A 25,180-nucleotide genomic window follows, 5' to 3' on the forward strand; every position below is an offset into this window, starting at 1 on the left:
AAGCCTAAACTTTCCAGAAGACGAAGATGCCCCAACCGATGGACAAAAACAGCGGCGTCCAAACCGGTTGTCCAACCAATCCGAGCCAGGCCAGAAAGATGTAGGCGGACCCCAGAAGCGTGATGAAGAGCCGATCGCCAAGCGTGGTGGTCAGACCCAATACGCCGCGCCGCTCAATCCCGTCGCGATATTTGAAGCCTTCGAGAACGCCAATCAGCGCGATGGCTGAGAATATCCCAACGAAAACTGCAAGTGTCGCAGGCGTCCAGGCCATCCAGAAATCGGGCCACAAAGGGTCGGTCCAGGAAAATCCCTTTTCCTGTTGTTGGCCAACGTTGCCCCATCCGGTCTGAGCCTGAGCCAAGGCCGTCGTAGGTAGGAAGGAGACGATGAGAAGAAGTTTACGCATATTGAACCTCACACACGACCCATCGCGAAACCCCGCGCGATGTAGTTGCGGACAAACCAAATGACGATGGCTCCGGGGATGATGGTCAGGGTTCCGGCAGCGGCCAGCAGGCCCAGCTCGTACCCGGCGCTGGAGGCAGTACGCGTCATCACGGCCGCGATGGGTTTAGCCTCTACCGCGGTCAGGGTTTTGGCCAACAGCATCTCGACCCACGAAAACATGAAACAGAAGAAGGCCGCAACACCGACACCCGCTTTGATGTTCGGCAGGAAAATCGTCACGAAGAAGCGTGGAAACGAATAGCCATCCACATATGCAGTCTCATCCAGCTCTTTGGGAATACCGCGCATGAAACCTTCCAGGATCCAAACAGCTAACGGCACGTTGAACAGTGTATGGGCCAATGCCACGGCCAAATACGTATCGAACAATCCGATGGAGGAGTAGAGCTGGAAGAAAGGCAGCGCGAACACCGCAGCCGGAGCCATACGGTTGGTCAGCAGCCAGAAGAACAACTGTTTGTCACCAAGAAACCGATAGCGCGAGAACGCATAGGCGGCGGGCAAGGCTACACAAACGGAAAGCACCGTGTTGATTGTCACGTAGGCAATCGAATTTATGTAGCCCCAATACCACGTCGGATCTGTGAAGATGGTGATGTAATTTTCCAGCGTGAAGGTCTGAGGGAACAGGGAAAAGCCCGACAGAATCTCGTTCGTGGTCTTGAAGGACATCGCAACCAGCCAATAGATCGGCAGCATCAGGAACGCGATATAGAGGATTGGGATAAGGGACCGCTTTTTCATTGCGCGTCATCCTTTGTCATCAGAGTGTAGAATACCCAAGACACCAGCAGCGTGATGGCGAAGTATATCAAACTCATCGCGGCCGCAGGTCCAAGGTCGAACTGTCCCAACGCGATCTTCACAAGGTCGATCGACAGCAAGGTGGTTGAATTGCCGGGGCCGCCTCCGGTCAGAACGAAGGGCTCGGTATAGATGTTGAAACTGTCCATGAACCGCAGCAGAACAGCGATGGTCAGGACTGTTTTCATCTTGGGCAGCTGAATATAGCGGAACACCGACCACGGGCTGGCGCCGTCAATCTTGGCGGCCTGATAATAGGCGTCCGGGATCGACACGAGGCCAGCATAGCAGAGTAGTACGACCAATGAGGTCCAGTGCCAGACATCCATGATGACGACTGTGATCCACGCCGACAGCGGCTGCTGCGTCATGTCATAGTTGATGCCCAGAACGTCATTCAGGAAATAGCCAAGCAGCCCGATCTTGGGCAGGGTAAAGATATTCCACATCGACCCGACCACATTCCACGGGATCAGCATCGGCAGAGCCATGAGAACCAGACAGACAGGAACCCAGAACCCTTTGCGCGGCATCGACAGGGCCACGATGATGCCCAAAGGCACCTCAATCAGCAGGATCAGCAAAGTGAACAGAAATTGCCGTCCAAGCGCGGCCTGGAACCGGTCGGACCGCAGGATCTGTTCGAACCAACCCAGTCCCTCCCAGAAGAACTGGTTGTTACCAAAAGTCTCCTGCACCGAGTAGTTGACGACCGTCATCATCGGCACCAGCGCGTTGAACGCGACCAGTCCCAGCACCGGCAAGACAAAGAACCATGCCTTTTGGTTTTCCGTTCTCATTGTGTCCGCTCCTCGCTTGCGATCCAGCCGTCGCGGTAGACGCGCGATTGTTCAGGTTTGAATTGCAGGAAGACTTGCGATCCCGGTTCCGGAACACTGTGTTCAGTTACTGCTTTCAGGGCCGTGTTACCTACCATGGCGCTGACCACGTAGTGACGGCCAATATCCGAAACCTTTGTCACACGTGCCGGGATACCGGTGTCACTGAACCCCACATATTCTGGGCGGATGCCCAGATCTGTGCGACCGCCATCACCATGGGTCGGACCTTCCAGCGTCACTTCGTGGCCTTCGAAAACGGCGCGGTCGCCCCTGGCTTCACAGGGCAGCACGTTCATGCCGGGTGAGCCGATGAAGTGACCAACAAACGTGTGCTGGGGCCGCTCGAACAGTTCGACAGGCGTGCCGATCTGAACCACTTCGCCGTCTTGCATCACGACCACTTCGTCCGCGAAGGTCAGCGCCTCGGTCTGGTCGTGGGTCACGTAGATCATCGTGGCTTTGACGCGCTGATGTAGTTCTTTCAGTTTCGACCGCAGTTTCCATTTCAGGTGCGGGTCGATCACAGTCAGCGGCTCGTCGAACATCACCGCATTCACGTCATCGCGCACCAAACCGCGACCCATCGAGATCTTCTGTTTGTTGTCCGGGCTGAGACCCGACGCGCGGGTTTTCAGCAACTCGGTGACGTCCAGCATCTCGGCTATCTCATCGACGCGGCGTTTGATTGTCGCGGCGTCGACACCCCGGTTTTTCAGCGGAAAAGCTAGGTTTTCACCCACCGTCATCGTGTCGTAGATTACCGGGAACTGGAACACCTGCGCGATATTGCGTTGATCGGGCGGCAAGGCCGTTACGTCGCGGTCGTCGAACAGGATCTGCCCCTCAGACGGTGTCAGAAGGCCGGAAATAATGTTCAACAGAGTGGACTTTCCACAGCCTGACGGACCTAACAAGGCATAAGCCCCGCCATCTCGCCAGGTCACGTCAATTTCCTTCAATGCGTAGTCATCCGGGCCTTTTGGCGTCGGCATATAGCTGTGTTTGAGGTTAGAAAGCTTGATCTGTGCCATGTCAGGCTACCCTTTTGCCGTCTTGGCCGAAATACCGGCAATGGGCCGGGTTCATGAAAAAACGGTGGTCTTCACCCACCTGGTAGGGGTGTACTCCAGCTGCCAAAGAAACCCACGCATCCTCCCCATGCTGGAAATGAGCGCTGGAATCCGACCCTGACAATTCGGTTACAATCACCCGACCGGTCAGTTCCACATCCGCATCCGAGGTGCGGATTGGTGTCACTCGGTGCGGCCGCACTGCGACCATGTACTCGCCATCGGTCATATCCGCGACCTGCCAGCCACCTCCACCCGCCAATCGCGCTTGTGCACCGGACACGGTGACGCGGGCCACATTGATTGGCGGGTCTGAGAACACGCGCGCAGCGGCAATATTCTCAGGGTTGCGATAGATATCAGCAGTCGGGCCGAATTGCGTAACGCGACCGTCTTCCATAAGGGCAGTATATCCCCCCAAAAGCAGCGCCTCTTCGGGTTCCGAGGTGGCGTAAACCACCACCGCCCCACGACCGGCAAACAGGTCGGGTAGCTGCTCGCGCAGTTCTTCGCGCAGCTTGTAGTCGAGGTTCGCCAACGGTTCATCGAGGAACACGGCTCGGCTTTCTTTTGCGATGGCACGGGCCAACGCGGTACGTTGTTGTTGGCCGCCTGACAGCTCATGCGGTCGGCGATGCAACATCGGGCGCAGCTGCAGTAAGTCGGCGGCTTCTTCCACGCGCCCTTCAATCTCGGATTTCGCCATTCCAGCCACGCGCAAAGGCGAGGCGATGTTGTCAAAGACAGTCATATGCGGATAGTTCACGAAGAATTGGTGCACGAGGCTGATCTGCCGCTTTTGCGTGTTCAGCCTTGTGACGTCCTGCCCGTCCATCAGCACCTTGCCCGAGGCGATCGGGTCCAGCCCGGCCATCATCTTGATCAGAGAGGTTTTGCCCGATCCCGTCGCGCCCAGCAGCACATTAAAATGGCCGGTTTGCAGCGTCAGCGTCGTGGGCTTGATATGGATAACGTTGCCAACGCGTTTGGTGGCATCTTGTAGTTCGATCATGTCCGTGGGTTCCGGTTCTTCAGTGCGTCGCACTGGTCTTGAGGTGGGGATGCCTGAAACGGCATCCCCGGGTTTCAATGGCTTACTGAGACTGCCAGCGCTGAACCAGTTCGTCATAGTTGACGGTCTGGCCCTGCGGCTTTTCGTTCTCAAGCTTGGCTTTGGGCGAGCCTGCTTTTTCCAACCAGAACGACGCATCCTGCGGTTCGTTCAAGCGGGGACCACAGCCACCGTAGACACCAGCACTTTCATCCGCGGCCTGCATACGGGCCATGGTGATGTCCATCTCTTCAGCCAGACGGTCCATCGCCTCTTGCGGGGTGAAGGCACCCGAGTTCACGTCACCGATCTGCTGCCACCAGATCTGGGCCAGCTTCGGATAGTCCGGCACGTTGATGCCGGTGGGCGACCATGCCACACGGTCAGGCGAGCGGTAGAACTCGACCAGACCACCCAGCTTGGGTGCTCGCTCGGTGAACGACTCGTGGTTGACCGAGCTGTCGCGGATGAAGGTCAGACCCACGTGGGACTTCTTCACATCGACGGTCTTGGAGGTCACGAACTGAGCATAGAGCCAAGCCGCCTGAGCACGATCAGCAGGGGTCGACTTCAGGAATGTCCAGGAACCCACGTCCTGATACCCGACCTTCTGGCCATCTTCCCAATAGGGGCCGTGCGGGCTGGGTGCCATCCGCCAAAGCGGCGTGCCTTCGTCATCCACGGTGTTGTTGCCCTCGGACTTGGGCTTCACCATGTCTGCGGTAAAGGCGGTGTACCAGAAGATCTGCTGGGCCACGTTGCCCTGGCTAAGCGCCGGCAGTGACTGGTAGAAGTCATAAGAAGCCGCACCCGGAGGTGCATAGTTCCGCAGCCATTCATCCCATTTGCGGATTGCATAGACCGCAGCCGGACCGTTCGCAGCACCACCGCGTGACACCGAAGCGCCGACAGGGTTACAGGTTCCTGCTTCCATGCGGATGCCCCATTCGTCGACGGGGATACCATTTGGCTCGCCTTTATCACCTGCACCAGCCATCGACAGCCATGCATCAGTCATACGCCAGCCCAGGTCGGGCGCACGCTTGCCGTAATCCATGTGACCATAGATCGTGGTGCCGTCGACTTCTTTCACGTCGTTGGTGAAGAAATCTGCGATGTCTTCGTAAGCTGACCAGTTGACCGGAACACCCAGATCGTAGCCGTACTTCTCTTTGAACGCGGCTTTGTTGGCCTCATCATCGAACCAGTCCTTGCGGAACCAATAGAGGTTTGCGAACTGCTGATCCGGCAGCTGATACAGCTTGCCGTCCGGACCGGTGGTGAACTGAATGCCCATGAAGTCACCCAGATCCAGCGTCGGCGAGGTCGTGCCTGCCCAGTCGCCTCCCATCATGTCGGTCAGCGGATAGGCCAGCTGCAGACGCGAATGCGTGCCGATCAGGTCACTGTCGTTGACATAGCCGTCGTACAGGTTCCGGCCTGTCTGCAACTGGGTCTGAACCGCCTGAACCACTTCGCCCTCGCCAAGGATCTGGTGATTGACCTTGATACCGGTGATTTCCTCGAACGCCTTGGTCAGGACCTCGGATTCGTAGGAATGGGTCGGAATGCCTTCGGACAGGACGTTGATTTCCATGCCATTGTAAGGCTGTGCAGCTTCGATGAACCATTGCATTTCCGCCATCTGTTCGTCTTTCGACAGGGTCGATGGCTGGAATTCGTCGTCGATCCAACGTTGTGCTGCGGCTTCGTCGGCCCAAACGGGACCGTGCCCCGCAATGACGGCAGCAGCCGCCACTGCGGAAAGTAGATGTCTCCGCATCTCTTTCCTCCCAAAAATTTATGGTTTTCCGGCGCAAACCGGATAGCAGACAGCATCAACGATTTTCTGCGCACCTGTCAAACTAAATTTTTAGTAATTGAGTGGGGCGCCTGGAAGCAATTGAAAATTGGAACTTTTTGCAATTCATGAACTACATGCGGACAATTATTCATCTTAGGCCTGAGGATTCGTGCAGGACACTCGTATTGCTAGTGCTCATGCGCCTCGGGGCCTGATTCCTTCCCGTAACGCTGACAGGCACTTCTAATTTAGGAGACTTGTTGAATCCCGGTCGAACAAATCACCAGATGTTCTAACAACCTACTTACCACATCGGTCTTTCCGAGCTGTCTTATATCACGGCCGGCAAGTGGAGACTAAATCAATACAGTTTTGGTTTTGTTACACCCATCCTTGAAATTCTCGATGAAAGTCAACTTCGTTACTTACAGCGTGTACTACTACTTTGAGTCAATACTCGGATCAAGAGATACGCTGAGACAAACTTGTGGATCGCATCGAATGTCGGCTTTCACATGACAGACATATGAAACACGAGAGCGCAGCGAATGACTGCTTCCCGCCGCTTGTGCCGAAAGCTATGTGTTGCAAATGGAGATAGCGATGGTTTAAGCCCCCTGCCCTCCAATAGCTTTGCGCATCTATTAAGTAGCCGCCCACAGGCTCGATAGAGGTGCCGCAAACATGTTGTCTGCAAAGGGTACAACCTGATCATGGTCGTAGAGAACGAGCCCTTGGACAAATTTGTCGCCACACGCTTCTGCCAATTTGCGCATCCCGGAAAAGTCGCTGGAAGTAACCGTTGCAGACGACTTCACCTCGATCCCGACGATCTCCCCACGTCTGTTTTCCAGAACGATATCTACCTCGTTTCTGTCTTTGTCGCGGAAATGAGAAAACGTGCACCTTTGTTCGCTCCAGGTGGCAATCTTGCGCAATTCACTGAACACAAATGTTTCCAGGATCGACCCGAATGGTGTCTTTTCCTTTTTGACAGTATCAGGGGTGACGTTGCGCATCGCTGCAAGAAGTCCTGCATCAAGAAAGTGCAGTTTGGGGGATTTGGTGAGGCGCTTCAGACGATTTGTGAACCACGGCTGCAAACTGTGCACGAGAAAGAGGCTTTCGAACACGCGCATGTATTTCTGGGTGGTCACATGATTCAAACCAACGGCGGCACCCAACCCCGAATAGTTGACCAACTGACCGGAATGCTCCGCGAGAACTGCCAGTAGTTTCGGCATGATGGCGAGCTGTTCGATCTGGGCCACGTCGCGGACATCCCGCTGGACAATTGCGTCGACGTAATCTTGGTACCAATCCTGCTTTCGTCCCCATCTTTTCCGGCCAAGTGCCTCAAGATAGCCACCAGAAAGAACTGTCTCTACAAGGTCATCTCCGATGACCAGCTTGTCTACGACAGGGTTCTTTGCGTCAAACGCCCTGTCGATATAGCCCGATTTTGTTTCAAAGATTTCTGTCTGGCTGAGGGGGAGGAGACGAACAATTTCCATTCGACCTGCAAGGGAGTCCGCGACCTTCGGTATGGTCATGAGATTGGCAGAACCGGTTAGCAGAAACCTCCCTGCCCTTCTGTCATCATCCACCGTTTTCTTAATTGCCAGTAGTAAGGGTTCTGTTGCAGAGTTTTGGGAACGACGAGCTATTTCAAAGATCGCATCGGAACTAGGCGGCCAGCTCTGCGAACTGTTGAAATGGACAGAGTCCGGGCGTGAGTTGACCTTTGCGGATCATGTGCGCCACTTCGATTCCGCTCAAGGTAGCTGATGCTGATACAAACGATTTGAAACCCAGCATGGGTCGAGTGCGTCGCTTAATGAAACGGTGGTCCTGCTCGACGATATTATTCAAGTATTTCCGCCTCACCATCTCGATCGGAATGGGGCAACCAAAGCTCTTGAGCATCTTGTTGATAGCTTTGATACCAGCTGTTTTGGCCCCGCTTTTGTCGATGACAATCTTTCGTGGAAGGCCGTTGACCTCCAGCATCCGAGCGAAGAACTTTGTCGCAGCAGCCTTATTTCGTCGTGGTGATAGCATGAAATCAAGCGTCTTGCCGTATTTGTCGACAGCCCGATAAAGATACACCCAAGCTCCCTTTACCTTTATATAGGTTTCGTCCATTCGCCAGGAACGGTCACACAATCCCTTACGTCTGCGCGCTGCGTCTGCAATGGCACCAGAGTATCGCGTTACCCACCGGTTCAGCGTCGTGTGGTCGACCGATACGCAGCGTTCTGCCATAATTTCTTCCAGATCACGGTACGACACACCGTATCGAACATAGAAGAACACTGCGAAAAGGATCACATCCTTCGGATACTGCGCGCCTTTGAAGGAAATCATGAGCTGGCTTTCGATTTGATACGACCGATAGCCATTCACTCGCTAACTCTGAGAGCGTCAATGGTCAAAAGTTTGCAACAGATCCGGCGTGGGTTGAAGCGGCTGTCGAGGACGCCACTTCACAGAGCATCACGTCTTTACGGCGCTTCTTGTGGCGGTACGGCAAAGACGTCGCCGCGCCACGCCGGTCGTTTCCGCATCTGGTCGAGATCCATGAAGCCATGTCGCAGGAGCCCTCCAGCGTGGGTCTTGCTGTTGCCGAACAGGTGCTGGCTCGGTTTCCTAAAGCCTCGGACGCATTGACACTTAAGCGAGATCTCATCGGAGCTTCGCCACCTGCACTGGCGATCATACCCAGGGCGCAACCGTCGGACATGTTCAGACTGTTGGCGAAGTGGCACGTGGTTCAAGACGGCATTGTGGACGCTGATCTGCTGAGCAGCGCAATCGCCAACTTCGACAAAGACGATCTTATTGCGATGTCCGAAACTTTCAGCGAGATCGAACAGCCGGAATCTAGGGAGGTCGAGATCGCTGCGGAAGCGCTGGTGGACATGCTCGAAGTCGACGCTGTTGAGGCCGCGAAGCTGTGCGAGCCGATCATGCTAAAGGTTTTGAAGCGTCGCCCCGGACTGCTCGAGACCTTTGACGTCAGGCTTTTAACACAACCCGACGCAATCGACCTGATCGGCATTGCTTCCTCCCAGAAAGCGATTTCGAACTTGTTGCGCCGGATCTTGTCTTTACCGCCGAGCACAGAGGCGAGCACTACGGTTTCGCAGCACGCGATACTTGCTTTCGACCGAGCAATCGATCTTTCTATCAGCGGAGAACTTAACGAGGAATGGGGAGAGATGTTTAAGCGGTTGGTCGACGACATCTTACCGCATGGCCTCGCAACGCTTGTGAGTGGTTCTGATCGTACGGCTCACGGCTTGTCGCTGCTCGGTTTCCCGATATATGGCTCGCCCTCGGCGGCGATATGGAGCGAGGGTTTGGGCGATGCGGCCGTTGATGATCGATCCTGGGCCCGATCAACCGTCGATGCTTATCTCTTATTGTTGTGTTTGAGGGACGGGATCGCGCAGACAATACCGATTCTGACCAAGACACTTCCACGAATAAGATACATGGCGATCCACGACATGCTTTCGCCTGAGGCGCGCGAATTGCTCAATAGGCGTCTGCCGTCAATCGGTGACAGTTGGGACTTCAACAAGCGGATACTCAAGATCCTGCGGAAGGCCAACCGTGACGCAATTGACGTCAGGCCTATCGTCTCACAATTGTCACTCACCGAAGAAGAGCTCAACTATGTTTTTGGGGATAACGATGAAGAGAGCCATTCCTTTCCCCTGATGCGGTTTTTCTGGCCTTGGTGATTGTCTGCGGTGGAAACAGGCACCCGCTACGGCGGCACTCGGAGGGAATATAGCCGTTCCGCATAGTTGCATCGGCAAGTTTTCCTTTCGACCGCCTAAACGAGTGCTAGAAGTTTCTCACCACCCGGTATTTGCGCTTGTGGTTCACACGGGGCTACCTACAAAGATAATACAGGACAAAAACTTGAGTTTTGAGCTGCGCCTTTTTGGGATGAGGCAGAACGAGCAAACGAATTATCGACTGTTGAGGTTTTTCATTAGGAATGCGTTTTGATTGAGATCGTTGACGATGAGAGCGCTAGATTTTGGCTATCACAACAAGATCGACAAACTAGGGTTCGGTTTGTTGCGCGTATGGCTCTAAGGTCATTCCCTGCTGCGATTGGGGAAGCGCCATTTGATCAAGAAAACACGCTACGGTTATTGCACCACTTGCTCATAGCTACCGTCGCAAGCCACGATTTGGGCGTTGCAAAGAAGGCCGCACGCTTTGCGTTTGGCGGCGTGAACTACGCAGGCTCGGTCCAACAGATTTACAATGATCAATTATTTTTTTCATCAACGCATCCAAATCAAGAACAAGTTTTGTACGACGATGAACAGCCGCCGCCAGGTTCTCTCAGGAGGGAAGTTGCCGAGAATGTCATTAGCAATGCACTTGCTTGGGGGGTTGGCTTCAGAGAACCAGACTTTTCCGTGGAACGTGGAGGAGGTTTCTGGGAGTTAGCTTGGTTGGCTGGAGGTGAAAATGCGGCCAAACTAGCCAAATCAGACGCAGCAGCCTTAAGTGAGTGGACCCCGCTGTGGGATGTTGTTGGGCGTCCGAACAATATCATGGCTGACTATTCGAATCTTGATGATTTTTTTGATTCTGACCGAAGCGTGTGGAGCTTCTGGCAAAAATGGTTCAGTGCCATCCACGACGGTAAACCGCTACCCTGGGATCTGAGCGGCTTGATCGTTTCCTCACTGTCCGATCAAGACTGGAAATCAGGGCCCGCACACGTGGCTCTAGAGATTGAGAAAATTGAAGCTCTATTTTCTGTAAGGCAGTCATTATCTGAGCTAGAGAAAGATCGGTCTGCGGTATTCTCCAACAGCCGTCTAGGGATTGGTGGAAACAACCCGCCCAAGGAAGTAGAACTGCCTTCTGCCATACAAGACAATTACGCAATCATTTGGGCGGCGGTCGATGAAATCTCCGAACAAGCTGAGGCTGAGGAGCCAAACAAATCGCTAGTTTTGTCAGCGTTGAAAAAGCTTACAGAGGCATTGAGCTCTTGTCTGAGCTGGGTGGGACAGAAGGCTGACCTGGCTGTCGATACAGTGATCAAATGGAGCATTCCAGCTACCGGCGGGTACTTCGTTCTTAATCCAAGCAAGTTTCAGGCGTTGATTGAAGCAGTAAAGAACTGGAGCGCAATTTTGCCATGAATTGAGGGGGCAATAGCGAGACTTGGCACCATGATTTCGGCATTCCACTATGGAGCCTTTAAAGCTCTGAGCAACACCATAGCACCGCTGGTTCGGACATAGATATCAGTTCGCTTCCAACATTGCTTTTATTTTGCGCGTGCAGCGAACGTCTCCTTTGGCGGCGGCGCCGCAGCGACGATGCCCACCGATCAGCGGCAGCTCAGGGCCGTGGTTGGATCGCCGGGCGTAAAAGATCATGCCGATGCCGCGTCGCATCCGAGGACAGGTACGAGCCCAGTTTTGCCGATTTTGGCTGGCTTCTAATTGTAACAATGCTTGGACAGCCCTACCTTGCAAAGTTTGGTGGACAACCCAAAACAGACGTTGACGTGTCTACTCACTCGCATTGCTACCTATAACAAGAAACGCTGCAATGCAGCTGGGGAAAGTCACCTGGACACTTTCTGTTAAATCCGCCTGTTCGCAACCAATGATGGAAATCGCGAAAGGCGGATGTGGCCGCCTTTCGATAAATTGTACATCAAAGCTGGATTATCTGTTGAGAAACTCCAGTTCATACTTGTCCGCAACATCGGGCAAAGGATGCTCAGCATGAAGCGACTTGACGATGCCGTAGATCATGAACAGTAGGATCACGGCAATTGGCAGCCCGGCGACGATTGAGGCGGTCTGGAGCGCGCTCAAGCCGCCAGCTAACATCAGAACCCCAGCAACAACGCCTGCCGTAACCCCCCAGAAAACACGAAACTTGACCGGTGGGTGTTCATCACCCATCGACAGCATTGTACACATCACCAACGTCCCCGAGTCAGAAGACGTGACGAACCACGAAATCAGCAGGACCGTGATCAATACGGTGATCGGATAAACCAGCCATGTGTAGCCAAATCCTTTGACTGTTTGGAACACGCCAGCCGCATAGTCGTTGTTAACCGCTTCGACGACGCCTGCGTCATAGAACAGATCAACGCCTGCGGCAGCGCCACCAAAGACCCCCATCCACAACATCACAACCGATGTCGGAATAAGAAGCACACAATAGCAGAACTGCTTGATTGTTCGACCTTTGGACACGCGGGCAATGAACAGACCTACAAACGGGCACCATGCGATCCACCAGCCCCAATAGAAGATCGTCCACCAGCTCTGCCATTGGTTCTCAGGCTCACCATTGATCCAGAAGCCCATCGGAATCACTGTCCACAAGTAGTCGCCGAAGCCGGATATCGTGATGCCCAGCAAAAATGCCGTCGGCCCCAGAATTACGAAAAGGATCAGCAGGCCAATACTTGCCATAACGTTGGCCTCGGACAGGATGCGCACGCCCTTGCCAACGCCGGAGGCAGCGGACGCTGTACCGAGACAGGTAATGATTGCGACAAGGATCAACTGATTTGTTTGGGTGTTTGCCATCCAGCCCAGGTCTTCAAGACCAGCGGCGATCGGTGTTACGCCCAACCCCAATGAGGTGGCTAGGCCAAATATGGTACCAAATACTCCGATCAAGTCGACGAGGTGCCCCCAGGGACCATATATCCGCTCCTTGAGCACCGGATAAAGCGCCGTGCGCAGTGTAAGCGGCAACCCATGACGATAAGAAAAATAGGCGAGAGATAGTCCTACCAGCACATACAGAGCCCAACCGTGGAACCCCCAATGGAAGTTCGTAATTGTAACGGCGGAGACCGCCGCACCGACCGACCCGGGTTCAATTCCGGCACGATCGAGAAAAGGGCTGCCCTGAATATGGAACATCGGCTCAGCCACGCCCCAATAGATCAGCCCAGATCCCAAGCCCGCACTAAACAACATGCAGATCCAGGAAAACGTCGAAAAATCGGGCTCATCGTCATCTTTACCCAGTTTCACGTGACCGAACCGACTGATCATCAGCCAAATCACAAAGAACAGTGCTACGTTGACGACCAGTACGTAAAACCAGTCCAGACTGCCGATGATAAAATCCTTGCCTGACGCAAAGATCGCACTTGAAGCTTCAACATCGCGAATTGTGAAGAACACAAACCCCAATATCATTACCATTGAAGCGATACCCATCGTCGGGTTCATACCTTTGAACAAGCCGCTTTTTGCAACAAGATTTTCAGGTTTCTGTGTCGATTGATCACTCATTTTGCACCTCTTAGCCCTGTTGTTTCGGCTTACCGTGTTGATCCCGCAGCGCCCTGACGAGCGGAGGTGGCGAGCCAAGACTGGAACGCCTCTTCCAAGCGCCCGTGGTTGATTGCCCACCACTCGGCGTCTGACAGAATGTAAATATTGTCCTCGTAGGCCGGGCCGTTCGGAATACGCTCCAAAACGTCATCTGACAGGAGTGCCAACGAAGATTTTCGGGTAGGGCCGTTTGGTAAGTACCCAACCATATCGGCCAGAGAGTTTGAGCTGCTGGCAAAGCGAATGAAATCAAGAGCGCCTTCTTTGTTCTGGCTTCCCTTTGGAATTCCGAACAGGTCTAGTTCGATCACGCGCCCGTCCATGTTGACCGTAAAATCGGCCCCTTCTTCCTGAGCGGCAGTGGCACCCGTAGTCGCCCAGATCGATGACATCGCCACGTCGCCAGAATTCAACAAGCGCACTGGTTCACGACCGGTTTCCCAGATTTGCAGGCCAGTTTTTATTTCGTCCATCTTATTCAAGGCGCGCTCGACTCCATCCTCGGTTTCCAGCATTGGATAGACATCTTCTCGGGGCACACCATCGGCCATAAGGGCCCATTCCATGATCACTGTCGGATCATTTCGGATCGCGCGTGGCCCAGGGTAGGTTTCCGTGTCAAAAAAATCAGTAATTGTTGAGGGTGGCGTGTCTGCAAATTGAGAATTGTTAAATGCGTATGCGGTTCCCCATACAATGACACCAACGCCACAATCATTCAGAGCTCCCTCAACGAAATCGTCGCGAAATGGAGTTCCATCTACTCCGTCAGGCAGATCAATGTCAGAGATATTCTCCAGCAAACCTTCATTGCATGCCCGCAAAGAGTCGGCCTGCGTCAGGTCAACAACATCCCAAATCACATTGGCGCTTTCGACCTGGTCCCGGATTTCCGAAATGCCGCCGTTGTAATGTGCAACATGCACTTTGGTGTTGTTGGCCTGTTCATAAGGGCGCACAAACCCAAGCATCTGACTTCGCATATAGGGGCCGGTCCAGGATGTGAACGTGATGGTCGGCTCGGGTTCTGGGATCGTGACGCCACTCTCAGAAGTACTTTGTGCTATTACATTGCTCGTAGAGAGAGACGTAAACAGCACGGCTATCAAAATCTGACAGCCTCTGACTGCGGTTATCTTAGAATACATTGATAAAGCTCCTCCCTGACCGCTTCCAAGTTTGTTTTAGAACGTCGTTTAGGTCGTCTTCAGAGCCCACGCCCGATCCGCTCAGCAACAATAATTCAACATACCTCAATGATCAGTAATAATTGAAAGCAACGATGGTCAAATGCGACGGTTCTGGAAGGCAGGGCGACAGAAGTGGAGCCGTGGTGTTAGCGTTTAGGAACTGTTGAGGTCCCAATCTTTTATTTTTCCATGCTTCCACCTGTCGCGATATTGCAATTAACGATTGCTGCGCATGGCAGATACTTGCAGCGGTGAAGCAAAGACCGTTCTCCACCCGAAGCACAAAATATTATGACAGCTTTTCAGCCCGTCGATCCGAACATTGAGGCCGTTCATGGCCACTGCGTGTTTGGCCCTGATCGCCATCGGGTTGGCGAATTGCGGCCAAGTTAGGCAAACCCAAGAAGCGCCTAACTCAGATGGGTAAGATGATTGAGGAAAATGGGTCTGCTTGTTCGAGGCTTTCTGCATGAGCAAAGCTCTTGAAGACGGTGGAGGTCTTGATAAGTCCTCTAAGGACTTGTTCACCTCGGCGCAGAGAAAGGCGGCAGTGAGCCCTTCCGACCATCAGTCCCCTTGAAACCAGCGTGGTTTATGAGGTTCATGTAAAATGGAAACTCAACTAGTTTTGGCAGGTAATACCAGATCGTGGATAGTCTCTATACAACCCTGATAGACGTAACGTGTCATTGGGTGGGGATATAGCTGGATGGATTGCCGTCACTGCCTTCGTTCACCATGTAGTACTGATTTTCACCGCTGTCCCACACCAAGAATGCATCACGATTTTCCGGTTTTGTTTGGGTGCCCCAGGGTGCTTGTATGATCAGTTCCTTGTCCAACTCATACCCCAGCTCTGAGACACGGATCATCTCAACTGGTGTGGTCTTCAGTGCGCCTACCATGCCTGCGGCTCTTTGATTGAACATTGCCTGCACCTCAGGTGCCATTTCCAGTCGCTCCACCAGGCGGCTGTTCTTTTCTGCCACCTCGTCCAGAGCAACCACCTCGTATTTGTTGTCAAAGGTCTCTTTGCCGATGATGTAGAAATCAGTGCCATCCTTGCGCATCTGTAGGGCTACAATAGACCCTATGTTTTTGGCCAGATACTCAGTGTCGTAACCAGTGGCATCGACGCTGCCCAGTTCATCGCGTATCGGCGCCGGAATGTCTTCCAACTTGTCACTGGTCAGGTTCCAACCCAGGATCGGACGATCTTTGATGTAAGTTTCCTTCTGCGGGCTGTGTTCCGCCACGCGAGAAGCCAACATCTGTTGATCTTGGATTGGCAAATCGTCAGCTATCACAGGTGCGGCGCTAAGGCACAGAACAGTCGCGGCAGCTATTAGCGGGGGCGTGAAGATTTTCATAATTTCGCTTTCCATTGAGTACAATTTTTCACAACGGGATGAGGCAATAGGCTATTTGCGCAAGGAATCACTATCCTGTTGGCCTCGCCATGATCTTATCTCGTTTGGGATTCAATGTCAGCGATGTCCGCAGTACAGTCGTCCTGATAACTGAAATGCTGCGCGCCGCACCAACGGCAGCTATGACGGGACGCACCGCAGCACTGCAGAAAGTGAGTGAAGGTCCGGAATGGGCCGTTCCACACCTGAGCGAGGTGGGGCAGTCGAAAAGGATGTGTCGCAAACTTTTTGTCTGGATTGACGAGCCCGCAGGTTCCAGCGTTTGTTCTCAGCATATAGTTCTTTAACAGGTTTCAGCATGATCTCTTTGAAAGGCTGCCATTTCCCGAAAGATGTAGTTTTGTACGCTGTGTATTTCTATTTGCGGTACAGTGTCGTATCGTGATTTGGAAGAGATCATGGCCGAACGCGGCGTGCAGGTGGACCACGCCACTCTCAACAGGTGGGTTGTGAAGTTTTCACCGATAGTTGCTGCGCGAGCGCAATCGAAGAAACGCCCAACGCTGAGTTCCTGGCGCATGGACGAGACATATATTCGTGTTCGTGGCAAATGGATGTACCTCTATCGGGCCGTCGACAAAACTGGAAATACCCTTGATTTCATGCTGTCCGAGCGCAGGAACCGTCCAGCAGCCGCCAGGTTCTTTGCCAAAGCGCTTTCGTCAAATGGAATCCCGAGCAAGATCGTCATCGACAAAAGCGGTGCTAACGCGGCGGGCATTCGAGAAGTAAACAGAATCCTGAAGCGATTTGGATGCCCGGCCAAAATCCAAACAGTCAGGTCCAAGTATTTGAACAACGTGATCGAACAGGATCATCGGTTCATCAAGCGTCGCATCCGGCACATGTGCGGGTTCAAATCGTTCAGATCCGCCTCGGCTACTTTGGACGGTATCGAGGTAGCCAACATGATCCGGAAGCGACAATTCCCCAGTACTACGAAGTCTGGCTTTCGGCTATTTGCAGAGATCGCAGGATAGATGTGTCCAGTAAGTCGATGGCTCTGGCCGCTCCAAAAGTTTGCGACACATCCCCCTCACCTGCATGATTTCTGTTACAGAGTAAAACCTCAATTTGTTTTACGCTCATAAATCGAGGTTTTTGCTCGTTACATTTGTTGCGTTATCAGATCCCTATTACATCTGATAAGTATCCCTTATCACAAGTGATTGATTTTACCGGGAATTGGGCGCAGAATGGACCTCATGAAACGCCCCACCCCCTATCTGCCCGGCCCTTCCCCCGCCCTGTCTCAGGCAGATCAGGAAGCCCTCACGGATCTCTATATCCGCGGCACACCCGCCAACACGCTCAGGGCTTATGAGCGCGATCTGCTCTACATCACCGCCTGGAAGGCTGCGCGCTTCCGGTCGGCGCTGGAATGGCCTGAGAGTGAAGCCACGGCGCTGGCCTTCATCGTCGATCACGCCCGCGATCTCAGCGACGCGCCCGCCGAGGACGTAGCCCGTCAAACGGCAGAGATGCTCATTGCACAAGGGCTGCGCAAATCCCTCGCCTGCCCGGCGCCGTCCACGCTGGACCGGCGCATCGCCTCTTGGCTGGCGTTTCATCGGATGAAGAACCTCGCCAGCCCCTTTAGCACGCCGCAGGTGAAACAGACCCGCGCCAAAGCGCGCCGGGCGGCAGCCCGCCCCCCTGCCCCAAAGTCGCAGCATCCGATTACCCGCGATATTCTGGAGCAGTTGCTGGCCACCTGCCGTGGTTCCCGCCGCGATTGCCGCGACCGTGCGATCCTGATGCTGGGCTGGGCCTCGGGAGGCCGGCGCCGGTCCGAGATCACCGGGTTGAGACGCGAAGATGTCTCGCTGAAGGAATTCGAAGAGAAGGGCCGGGTTTGGATCTCGCTGCTGGAAACTAAGACCACCCAGAAGGGCGACACGCCACGGCTGGTCCTCAAGGGTCGCGCAGCCCAAGCGCTGGTGCATTGGATAGAGGTTGGACAGATCGAAGGCGGACCCTTGTTTCGCCCCGTCTCCAAGGCCGACCGGGTGCTGAAACGCCGTCTCAGCCCGGATGCGATCTATCAGATCGTCAAATATCGCCTGAAACTTGCCGGGCTGCCAGCAGGCTTTGCCTCGCCACACGGGCTGCGCTCAGGCTTTCTGACCCAGGCGGCCCTCGATGGCGCTCCAATCCAGGCCGCCATGCGTCTCTCCCTGCATCGTTCCATGGCACAAGCCCAGAAATACTACGATGATGTCGATATTACAGAAAACCCGGCGACAGATTTGTTGGGGTGAAGACACTGCCGAAAACTGACGGCACCAAGTAGCTGGCGCGTATTGTCCGAACGATCTTACCCGTGGGTAAGATCGTCTTCCTCCTGCAAACCGTCAATCAGCATTGCAACCGCCTGCTCCAGCTTCGCCCGATCCACCCGTGTAAAATCAAGATCATAGCGGAGATCAATTCTGCCACTGGATGCAGAGCATTTAGCAATCCCTGCCCTGCCCGTGACCTGAAATGTAGTCTTGGCACGACGCGGCTTATCTAGCGAATTCACTTTCGGTTTGGGCAGGATGGTGTTTTCAGCCGAAAGAAACCCACGAAGTATAGAAATTTCCTGCGCACTGTTTCGATCCGGTTCAGCCATCAACGCTGTCGAGACTTGGCGAATTAACCCTGGATCACCGTCGAGTTTGCGCTTGAGTTCGACACCGACATTCCGCGGGATATCGTTGGGGTGCATAATGACCTTTTCCAACATGGTCAGCAGGCTGGCAAACGCCCGGATATAGCTACGCTTGGTATAGCTCGCAGATTTGAACAGAATAGAGACTGCCTTATCGACATCAACGCAATCATTTGCTGGATCTTCGGCATAGACACGGGCGAGAGCGCCCATTTCAGCAAATGAAATGTCTTTACGGACGAGGTTTTCGTCCACCATTCGGCGATAACTGTCGTCAAGCTCTGCAGCATCAGAGACCCCGGCAGGAATTGTCGCATACCGGTCGCTGCCCGTCTCCTCAAGTAATGCGCGAAATGCTGATAATCTGCGCATCCCTTGGATCAGATCAAACCGTCCATCGCTGCGACGCTCTACCCGAATTGGGTTCGAAAGACCTACATCCCGGATCGAAGCCTTGAGTTCATCTAACTCCGGATCAGGTCCCGGCTTGCGATCGCGTTTCAACCGTTCGGTGACGACATCGCTGAGTGCGATCTGTTCGGTAATATACCCTTCCGAACGCAATCGTACAAGCTCATGAGCTAGACGGTCGTTTTCGACCCTGATTGCATCTTCAGTGGACTGCTGATCACGAAGCGCGTTGGCATTCTCGGAAATGGCGGCGGCCATCGGGCCGCGCCGTTTCTCAAGAACCTTATCTGGTACCTCGCCGGCCGGGATTTCCTCCATCGTCGGCATATCGATATCAAACATTCTGCGTTTGCGGCTCATACGTCATCCTCCAGCTTATCCCAGGCCGATAGCATGACGCCCCGGAACTCTTCATAAACATTATCAAAGGTTGAACGGGCTCGACGCCATGTTTCCCGTGTCATTTCGCGATAGTCCATCTCGTAAACTGAGCTTAGGAACCGCCCCGATTGCTCTACTGCCCTTGTCATCTCAACCGGGTGTTCGGCCAGATGTACCCCAAAGACCTTGCGAAATGCGTCATACATCGCAGAGTGGAGCGCGTTGCCAGGTTCATAGCGCGTCAACAGAAACCGAACCTCGCAGAAGGTTTTTGGCAAACCAATCTTACCCGTGGGTAATGTCTTATCAAAACCGTAGGCCAGATCCTCTAGCGCTTCGGCAAGCTGCCCAATGAATGACGTTGTTGAATCATACTCCCAATATCCGGGACCTGACGGAATATAAAGCATATCGGCAGCAAACACCGCGTTCATTGACTGGTAGCCAATTGCAGGGGGGCAATCGAACAGGATCAGATCATAAGCGTCATCAGGTATCTGATCCAAATAACGGGAAACAGCAGCAAAGAACGACCACTCTGGATTCAGGTGCCGATATTGCGCCGAGGCAAACTCGACAAAGGCAGCGTTCGCACAGGACGGGATCGCATCGATCGTCGACCAGGAAGTCTGTTTGATGAAATCCGAGATCCTCAAATCGCCCAATCCCATATCAGTGATCGAAGGCGGCAGCTCACGACGGGGCAGGGCGGTTCCCGACTCAGCCGCAGCTGGGCGGCTGTTCATACGTTCGGTTTCGCGGATCAAATCCCGCGCCATGATGCCCCAGACTGTATAATCTTCCGCAACATCCGTTAGACCCATCGAATGGCTGAGCGTGGCCTGAGGATCGAAATCCACCACGAGCACACGATAGCCGTCCAGCGCAGCCGCGTGGGCAAGATGCAACGCCACGGTCGATTTACCAGCACCGCCCTTGAAGTTCGCAACCGCAGCCCGAATCGCACGCTTGCCAGCCGGGCGAACAGGCGTGAGCGCTTTGCGATTAATCTTCAGGCGTCGTCGCAACTCGTTCACCTCTTCAAGACTGAACCAGCGCTGACGCCCATCTGGTTCAACTTCGCCACCTGGTAGTGATGGATCAGCTGCAAGCTTTCCTCGGAAGGTCGACTGATTCACCTTAAATATCAGTTCTGACACCTCCCAGCTTGAGAACCGCCTCAGGGTCTTCTCCATCTCGGGGCTGAAAGTCTGCTGCCGGATCCAACCCTGCAGCTTCAGCGACTGATTCCGCAGTGCGTTTAGTTCTTCGTGCGTGTACATGCCTCAAATCTCAATCTTAGGACGCTATTTCTATACTATTTGTTATTTACGCCTGATTTGCACTTTTGGCAAAAGAAATTATTGTAACTATGTGATGTTACCCATGGGTAAGGAAATAAGGCTCCTGATGCCACTGACCGATTCGGAAAGGCAGGGCACAGCAGCGAGCGATCCGATTGGGCCGTTAGGCAAGATTTAGGGGGTCAGTACTTGATTAATACCTGGATATAGGGGGACAAAATAGCCAATTAAGGGGACATCTATAGTGTCCCCCATCACCAATACATCACCTATTTCTTTTAAATTTTGATCGTGGAAAAGCTCTGTATCAATCTCAATTCCAACGAACTCTTGACAGAATCGGAGTATTGGACGCTAATCAGGGCACAATCATGAAAAGCGTTGGCTAACGACGCATTCAGAGCGGGATTGACCCGCATGAGGCAAAGAAGAGCGGCGAGGAGACGAATGCAGGTTGCAAAACCAGTCGGGCGAAGCGCGCCCGCGCTGAAGTATGATATTTTGTCGGCGCTCGCCGTATACGCTCTTACGGGCGACAAGCACCGTCATCGCAGCATTCTACGCATTATGGTGCTGATAACGACGCGATACAATTGGCGTTCCAACGAACTTTCGATCGGTCGGGAGGAGATCGCCAGACTGTGGTCAGTGAATGAACGTACGGTCAAACGCGAAATGGCCAAGCTCCGCAGCGCTGGTTGGATCACTGTAAAACGACCCGCCGTCCGTGGCCGGGTTGCTGTATATGAGATCGACATTAAGCAAATCCTGCTCGACACGGTTGATATCTGGCCCGTGATTGGAACTGATTTTCAAGACCGGATGCAGCAGGAACCGGCACAGGACACCAATGTTGTTCCGTTTCATTCAAAGCTCGCTATCCCTCCGCCCGAAGGCGAAGATGTCTGGGGGCAAGTTCAATCGATCCTTCATGGTCGCGACCCCGAGCTTTGGGCCAGTTGGTTTCAGCATTTAAACGAAGCCGAAAGGGCAGGGGGGGTGGCCACTCTGATCGCTCCATCCCGTTTTATGGCCGATTACATCGCGCAGAAGTGGGCAGGACGTCTTCTGGCTGTCTATACCCGTGTCGATCCTTCGATCAGGTCGCTGCGCATCGAGGCTGCGGAATAACACTGAAATCGGTGCGGGCTTGCCCAATAGGGAGTGTGCGACTATCTAGCGGAGACGATTTATGAGGCAGTCATCAGACATGCCTCGATCCTGATCACAGTGGACATGTGCCTTGCAAAAGATCAAATCAAAGTTTTCGGCAATATTGGATGATTCCGTCCTCTGGCGATTGCTCTCCGAGAATATGCGCGAGCAAATGGTGCCCTATACCATTGCGATAATTGCAATGGTATTTGTTGCTGCAACCACCGCCGGTATCGCCTTTATTATGCGCGACGTGGTGGATTCGTTGTTCGACGCCGAGGATTCCGCCAAGATTTTGGGCGTTTCGATGGCCGTGTTCTCCATTTTCCTGGTTAAAGGTGTTGCAACCTATGTCCAGGTCGTGGCCTTGACCCGCGCCGGGAACCGAATTGTCTCAAAGCAGCAGATCAAACTGTATGATAAGCTTTTGCGGCAGGGTGTATCGTTCTTCAATCTGACCGAAAGCTCGGATCTGTTGTTGAAAGTGACGCAAACGGCCCAGGCCGCGCGCACAGTAATCGAGATCATGGTTACCACCGCCGTTCGCGATATGCTTACACTTCTTGGGCTGTTGGCGGTCATGTTCTATCAACAGCCGATTTTGTCCTTGTTTACATTGATTGTTGGTCCGCTGGCGGTCCTGGGTGTTCGTGTATTGATTCGTAAGGTGCGCGAGATTGCGGATATGGAACTGCAATCGATGGGCGTGATCATGAAGGTCATTCAAGAGACTTCGGCCGGAATTCGGGTGGTCAAGTCTTTTGGATTGGAAGAACGCATGGCCGAACAGATGAAATCAGCCGTAAAAAGCGTTGAGAAACGGCGGAATAAGCTTGCGCGTCTTCAAGCCGCAACAAGCCCTCTGACGGATATTCTGGCAGGCTTTGCAATCGCTTCGGTTATCGGGTTGAGCGCAGGCAAATTGTTTGGAGCAGCGGCGTCGACACCCGGTGAGCTGATGTCGTTCGTTACAGCTGTCATGATGGCTTATGAACCTTCGAAGCGGTTGACGAAGGTGCGAGTGAAGATGGAACTGGGTTTGCGCCGGGTGCAAATGCTTTTCAACATGCTGGATGAGCCTGAAACCCTGCCCGAGGAAGCCAACCCCAAGACCCTGCCGGATGGGCCGCGAGAGGTTGAATTCAACGACGTGACCTTTGGTTATCGCAGCCGAAATCCGATCCTTGAGGCGTTTTCACTGACCTTTGAGGCTGGAAAAACCACTGCATTGGTTGGCTTGTCCGGTGGGGGAAAATCAACTATTCTGAACCTTGCCTTGCGCCTGTATGATCCAAGCAGTGGGTCGATTTCGATTGATGGACAAGACATCAAATATGCGTCTTTCAAGACGTTGCGGCAGAACATGTCCTTCGTCGGGCAAGAAACTTTTCTATTCTCGGCGTCGATTGCCGAGAATATTCGATTTGGCCGCGAAGGCGCGACTCAAGAGGACGTGATTGAAGCTGCGAAGGCGGCCAACGCCTACGATTTCATTATGACGTTGGAGCAAGGCTTTGATACCTTGGTGGGCGAAAACGGAGCCTTCTTGTCAGGTGGTCAAAAACAGCGCCTCGCTATTGCCCGTGCGCTATTACGAGACAGCCCGATCCTTTTGCTGGACGAACCTACAAGTGCGCTGGATTCAAAGTCAGAACATCTGGTTCAGGAAGCGCTGAGCAGGCTTACGGAAGGGCGCACCACGATCATCGTTGCACACAGACTTTCGACGATCATGCACGCTGACAAGATCGTGGTAATCGAAAGTGGAAAAGTGTTGGAGCAGGGTGCCGCCAAACAATTGTTAAAGAAACCAGGTCCCTTCAAAACGCTTTATGACCATCAGTACTCAAGCGCCGTTACTGCTGAGTGAGGTTAACTTGACGCAAAAGGTCAGCAGTACATCTGCACTGAGTCCACTTGACGCAACAGTCATTATTCCAACTTACCAAAGTTGGGATCAACTTCAGGTTTGTCTGGACAGATTGGCATGCCAAACGCTGAATTCTGACCAGTTCGAAATCATCGTGGTTAACAATGATCCATCCGACCCCACCCCGGATGGATTTCGTTTGCCAGCAAACGCTCGCATGCTGAGTGAGGCAAAGCCAGGTTCCTACGCGGCGCGGAACCGAGGCATCGACGAGGCCAAAGCAGGCCTGCTGTTTTTCACGGACTCGGACTGTCAGCCTGACCCAGAATATCTGGAGGCCGGTCTGAAAATGGCTCAGGCCCACCCTGAGATTGGCCGCTTTGGTGGCAATGTTGTTTTGATTCCGAACGGAGATGATTGGACAACAACCGAATTGTACGACGTCCATCTTGGTCTGGAACAACAGAAATGGGTTGAGCGCGGCAGAGCGGTCACCGCCAACCTAATCGTGCGCCGTCGTGTGATGGATCATGTCGGTCGGTTCAACGATACTGTCCTCTCTGGTGGTGATATGGAGTGGAGCGATCGGGCACAGGCTGCGGGCGAACCCATCTTGTTTGCCTCTGATGCCATCGTGCGCCATCCTGCACGCGAAAGTCTTGGTGAACATCTCTCCAAGGCTCGCCGTATCGAGGGCGCCCGTTTGCGTAGGAATTCACAACGCGGTGCCGTGAATTACGTTCCACCCATTCACAAGCTGATCCCATCTTTTAAAACGCTGAAAAACCTTCTGGGATCTCCCGATCTGACAACCGGTCAAGCCTTTAAGGTTTGGGGCGTCCATTATGTTATTCGTGTGATCAAGATCACCGAAACCATACGCCTGCTCTGGCTCCGACGTCCCGATCAACGGAAATAGGGCTTAGTCGCGAAAGCTAGTTCAGCGTCGTGTGATCTACTACGCCACCTCGCTCGAGCATGATTTTTATAACACGTCGTATCGGACTTAGAAGAAAGCCGCGAATAGGATCGATTTTTGGGGGATTTTGTGCGCCGTTGAAGGAAATCATGAACCGGTTTTTGACCTAACAGCACCGATTGTCTATCACTCACAGCATCGGCGGGCGTTAATAGTCAAAAATCTGCAACAGAACTTGCTAGGTTGCATACAAGGCTTTGTTGCAACAACATTTTCGAACACCGTGGCTCGGTGGATGGTCCTGTCGCCGCAGGCGATCCGAAACCGCGCTCCATGAGGTTTTTACGCGTGAGGTGAATACACAGCGCAGTTAGTTCGGTCGTATTTTCTGAACTTGTCTGCAACGCTGCGCCCAGTCAAGGCCGACTTCTTCTTCCAAGTTTGCTTCCACTTGACAGCATACA

At 53.4% G+C, this 25,180-nt stretch carries 20 protein-coding genes; 7 read left to right on the forward strand and 13 right to left on the reverse strand.

What is annotated here, in order from left to right; genetic code table 11:
* Positions 1–4: 4 nt before the first annotated feature.
* The 8 genes from Q1B46_RS18180 to Q1B46_RS18215 form a co-directional block, all read right to left on the reverse strand.
* Entirely contained in the window at positions 5–409 is a 405-nt protein-coding gene (locus Q1B46_RS18180) for a DUF2160 domain-containing protein (RefSeq protein WP_299950223.1), read from the reverse strand.
* Positions 410–417: 8 nt separating this feature from the next.
* The gene (locus Q1B46_RS18185; protein WP_058274621.1) at positions 418–1,215 is read right to left on the reverse strand and encodes a carbohydrate ABC transporter permease; all 798 of its coding nucleotides are present in this window, start codon (positions 1,213–1,215) and stop codon (positions 418–420) included.
* Complete coding sequence (locus Q1B46_RS18190; protein WP_299950226.1) at positions 1,212–2,075, reverse strand: sugar ABC transporter permease; 864 nt, start codon at positions 2,073–2,075, stop codon at positions 1,212–1,214. The genes Q1B46_RS18185 and Q1B46_RS18190 overlap by 4 nt, the downstream gene beginning before the upstream one ends.
* Complete coding sequence (locus Q1B46_RS18195; RefSeq protein ID WP_299950228.1) at positions 2,072–3,148, reverse strand: ABC transporter ATP-binding protein; 1,077 nt, start codon at positions 3,146–3,148, stop codon at positions 2,072–2,074. The genes Q1B46_RS18190 and Q1B46_RS18195 overlap by 4 nt, the downstream gene beginning before the upstream one ends.
* A 1-nt stretch (position 3,149) precedes the next feature.
* Complete coding sequence (locus Q1B46_RS18200; protein ID WP_299950231.1) at positions 3,150–4,199, reverse strand: ABC transporter ATP-binding protein; 1,050 nt, start codon at positions 4,197–4,199, stop codon at positions 3,150–3,152.
* A gap of 82 nt (positions 4,200–4,281) precedes the next feature.
* A complete protein-coding gene (locus tag Q1B46_RS18205; RefSeq protein WP_299950233.1) occupies positions 4,282–6,021 on the reverse strand; it encodes an ABC transporter substrate-binding protein in 1,740 nt (579 codons plus the stop codon).
* Between the two features lie 665 nt (positions 6,022–6,686).
* Entirely contained in the window at positions 6,687–7,718 is a 1,032-nt protein-coding gene (locus Q1B46_RS18210) for a DUF4143 domain-containing protein (RefSeq protein ID WP_366871604.1), read from the reverse strand.
* A 10-nt stretch (positions 7,719–7,728) separates the two neighbouring features.
* Complete coding sequence (locus Q1B46_RS18215) at positions 7,729–8,409, reverse strand: IS6 family transposase (RefSeq protein ID WP_299950423.1); 681 nt, start codon at positions 8,407–8,409, stop codon at positions 7,729–7,731.
* Between the two features lie 419 nt (positions 8,410–8,828).
* On the opposite strand from Q1B46_RS18215, the gene Q1B46_RS18220 reads away from it, so the two are divergent.
* Both Q1B46_RS18220 and Q1B46_RS18225 read left to right on the forward strand, forming a co-directional pair.
* Positions 8,829–9,791, forward strand: coding sequence for a hypothetical protein (locus tag Q1B46_RS18220; protein WP_299950235.1), 963 nt, complete (start codon positions 8,829–8,831; stop codon positions 9,789–9,791).
* Positions 9,792–10,061: 270 nt separating this feature from the next.
* Positions 10,062–11,225: a hypothetical protein gene (locus Q1B46_RS18225; RefSeq protein WP_299950237.1), complete on the forward strand. Its 1,164-nt coding sequence runs from the start codon at positions 10,062–10,064 to the stop codon at positions 11,223–11,225.
* A gap of 534 nt (positions 11,226–11,759) precedes the next feature.
* Here the strand turns inward: Q1B46_RS18225 and Q1B46_RS18230 are convergent.
* The 3 genes from Q1B46_RS18230 to Q1B46_RS18240 form a co-directional block, all read right to left on the reverse strand.
* Positions 11,760–13,361, reverse strand: a complete 1,602-nt coding sequence (locus tag Q1B46_RS18230) for a BCCT family transporter (RefSeq protein WP_299950239.1) — start codon at positions 13,359–13,361, stop codon at positions 11,760–11,762.
* Between the two features lie 29 nt (positions 13,362–13,390).
* Positions 13,391–14,551, reverse strand: coding sequence for an extracellular solute-binding protein (locus Q1B46_RS18235; RefSeq protein WP_299950241.1), 1,161 nt, complete (start codon positions 14,549–14,551; stop codon positions 13,391–13,393).
* A 728-nt stretch (positions 14,552–15,279) separates the two neighbouring features.
* The gene (locus tag Q1B46_RS18240; RefSeq protein ID WP_299950243.1) at positions 15,280–15,963 is read right to left on the reverse strand and encodes a hypothetical protein; all 684 of its coding nucleotides are present in this window, start codon (positions 15,961–15,963) and stop codon (positions 15,280–15,282) included.
* 358 nt (positions 15,964–16,321) lie between these two features.
* Here Q1B46_RS18240 and Q1B46_RS18245 point away from each other — a divergent pair.
* A protein-coding gene (locus Q1B46_RS18245; RefSeq protein WP_299950245.1) for an IS6 family transposase occupies positions 16,322–17,003 on the forward strand; the annotation gives its coding sequence in 2 pieces (ribosomal slippage) (positions 16,322–16,398 and positions 16,397–17,003; 684 coding nt in all).
* Positions 17,004–17,228: 225 nt separating this feature from the next.
* A complete protein-coding gene (locus Q1B46_RS18250) occupies positions 17,229–18,284 on the forward strand; it encodes a tyrosine-type recombinase/integrase (protein ID WP_299950247.1) in 1,056 nt (351 codons plus the stop codon).
* Positions 18,285–18,340: 56 nt separating this feature from the next.
* Here the strand turns inward: Q1B46_RS18250 and Q1B46_RS18255 are convergent, their stop codons facing one another.
* Entirely contained in the window at positions 18,341–19,447 is a 1,107-nt protein-coding gene (locus Q1B46_RS18255; protein WP_299950249.1) for a ParB N-terminal domain-containing protein, read from the reverse strand.
* The gene (locus tag Q1B46_RS18260) at positions 19,444–20,751 is read right to left on the reverse strand and encodes an AAA family ATPase (RefSeq protein ID WP_299950251.1); all 1,308 of its coding nucleotides are present in this window, start codon (positions 20,749–20,751) and stop codon (positions 19,444–19,446) included. The genes Q1B46_RS18255 and Q1B46_RS18260 overlap by 4 nt, the downstream gene beginning before the upstream one ends.
* A gap of 468 nt (positions 20,752–21,219) precedes the next feature.
* Between Q1B46_RS18260 and Q1B46_RS18265 the strand changes: the two genes are divergently transcribed.
* From Q1B46_RS18265 to Q1B46_RS18275, 3 genes are all read left to right on the forward strand, one after another.
* Positions 21,220–21,903: a DnaA N-terminal domain-containing protein gene (locus Q1B46_RS18265; RefSeq protein ID WP_299950253.1), complete on the forward strand. Its 684-nt coding sequence runs from the start codon at positions 21,220–21,222 to the stop codon at positions 21,901–21,903.
* A gap of 112 nt (positions 21,904–22,015) precedes the next feature.
* Positions 22,016–23,797 carry an ABC transporter ATP-binding protein gene (locus tag Q1B46_RS18270; RefSeq protein ID WP_299950255.1) on the forward strand — a complete coding sequence of 594 codons (1,782 nt, stop codon included), beginning with the start codon at positions 22,016–22,018 and terminating at the stop codon, positions 23,795–23,797.
* The gene (locus tag Q1B46_RS18275; RefSeq protein WP_299950257.1) at positions 23,760–24,716 is read left to right on the forward strand and encodes a glycosyltransferase; all 957 of its coding nucleotides are present in this window, start codon (positions 23,760–23,762) and stop codon (positions 24,714–24,716) included. Before Q1B46_RS18270 ends, Q1B46_RS18275 begins: the two co-directional genes overlap by 38 nt.
* Positions 24,717–25,180 lie beyond the last annotated feature (464 nt).

The sequence above is a fragment of the uncultured Ruegeria sp. genome, from assembly GCF_947500045.1.
Taxonomy (GTDB): Bacteria; Pseudomonadota; Alphaproteobacteria; order Rhodobacterales; family Rhodobacteraceae; genus Ruegeria.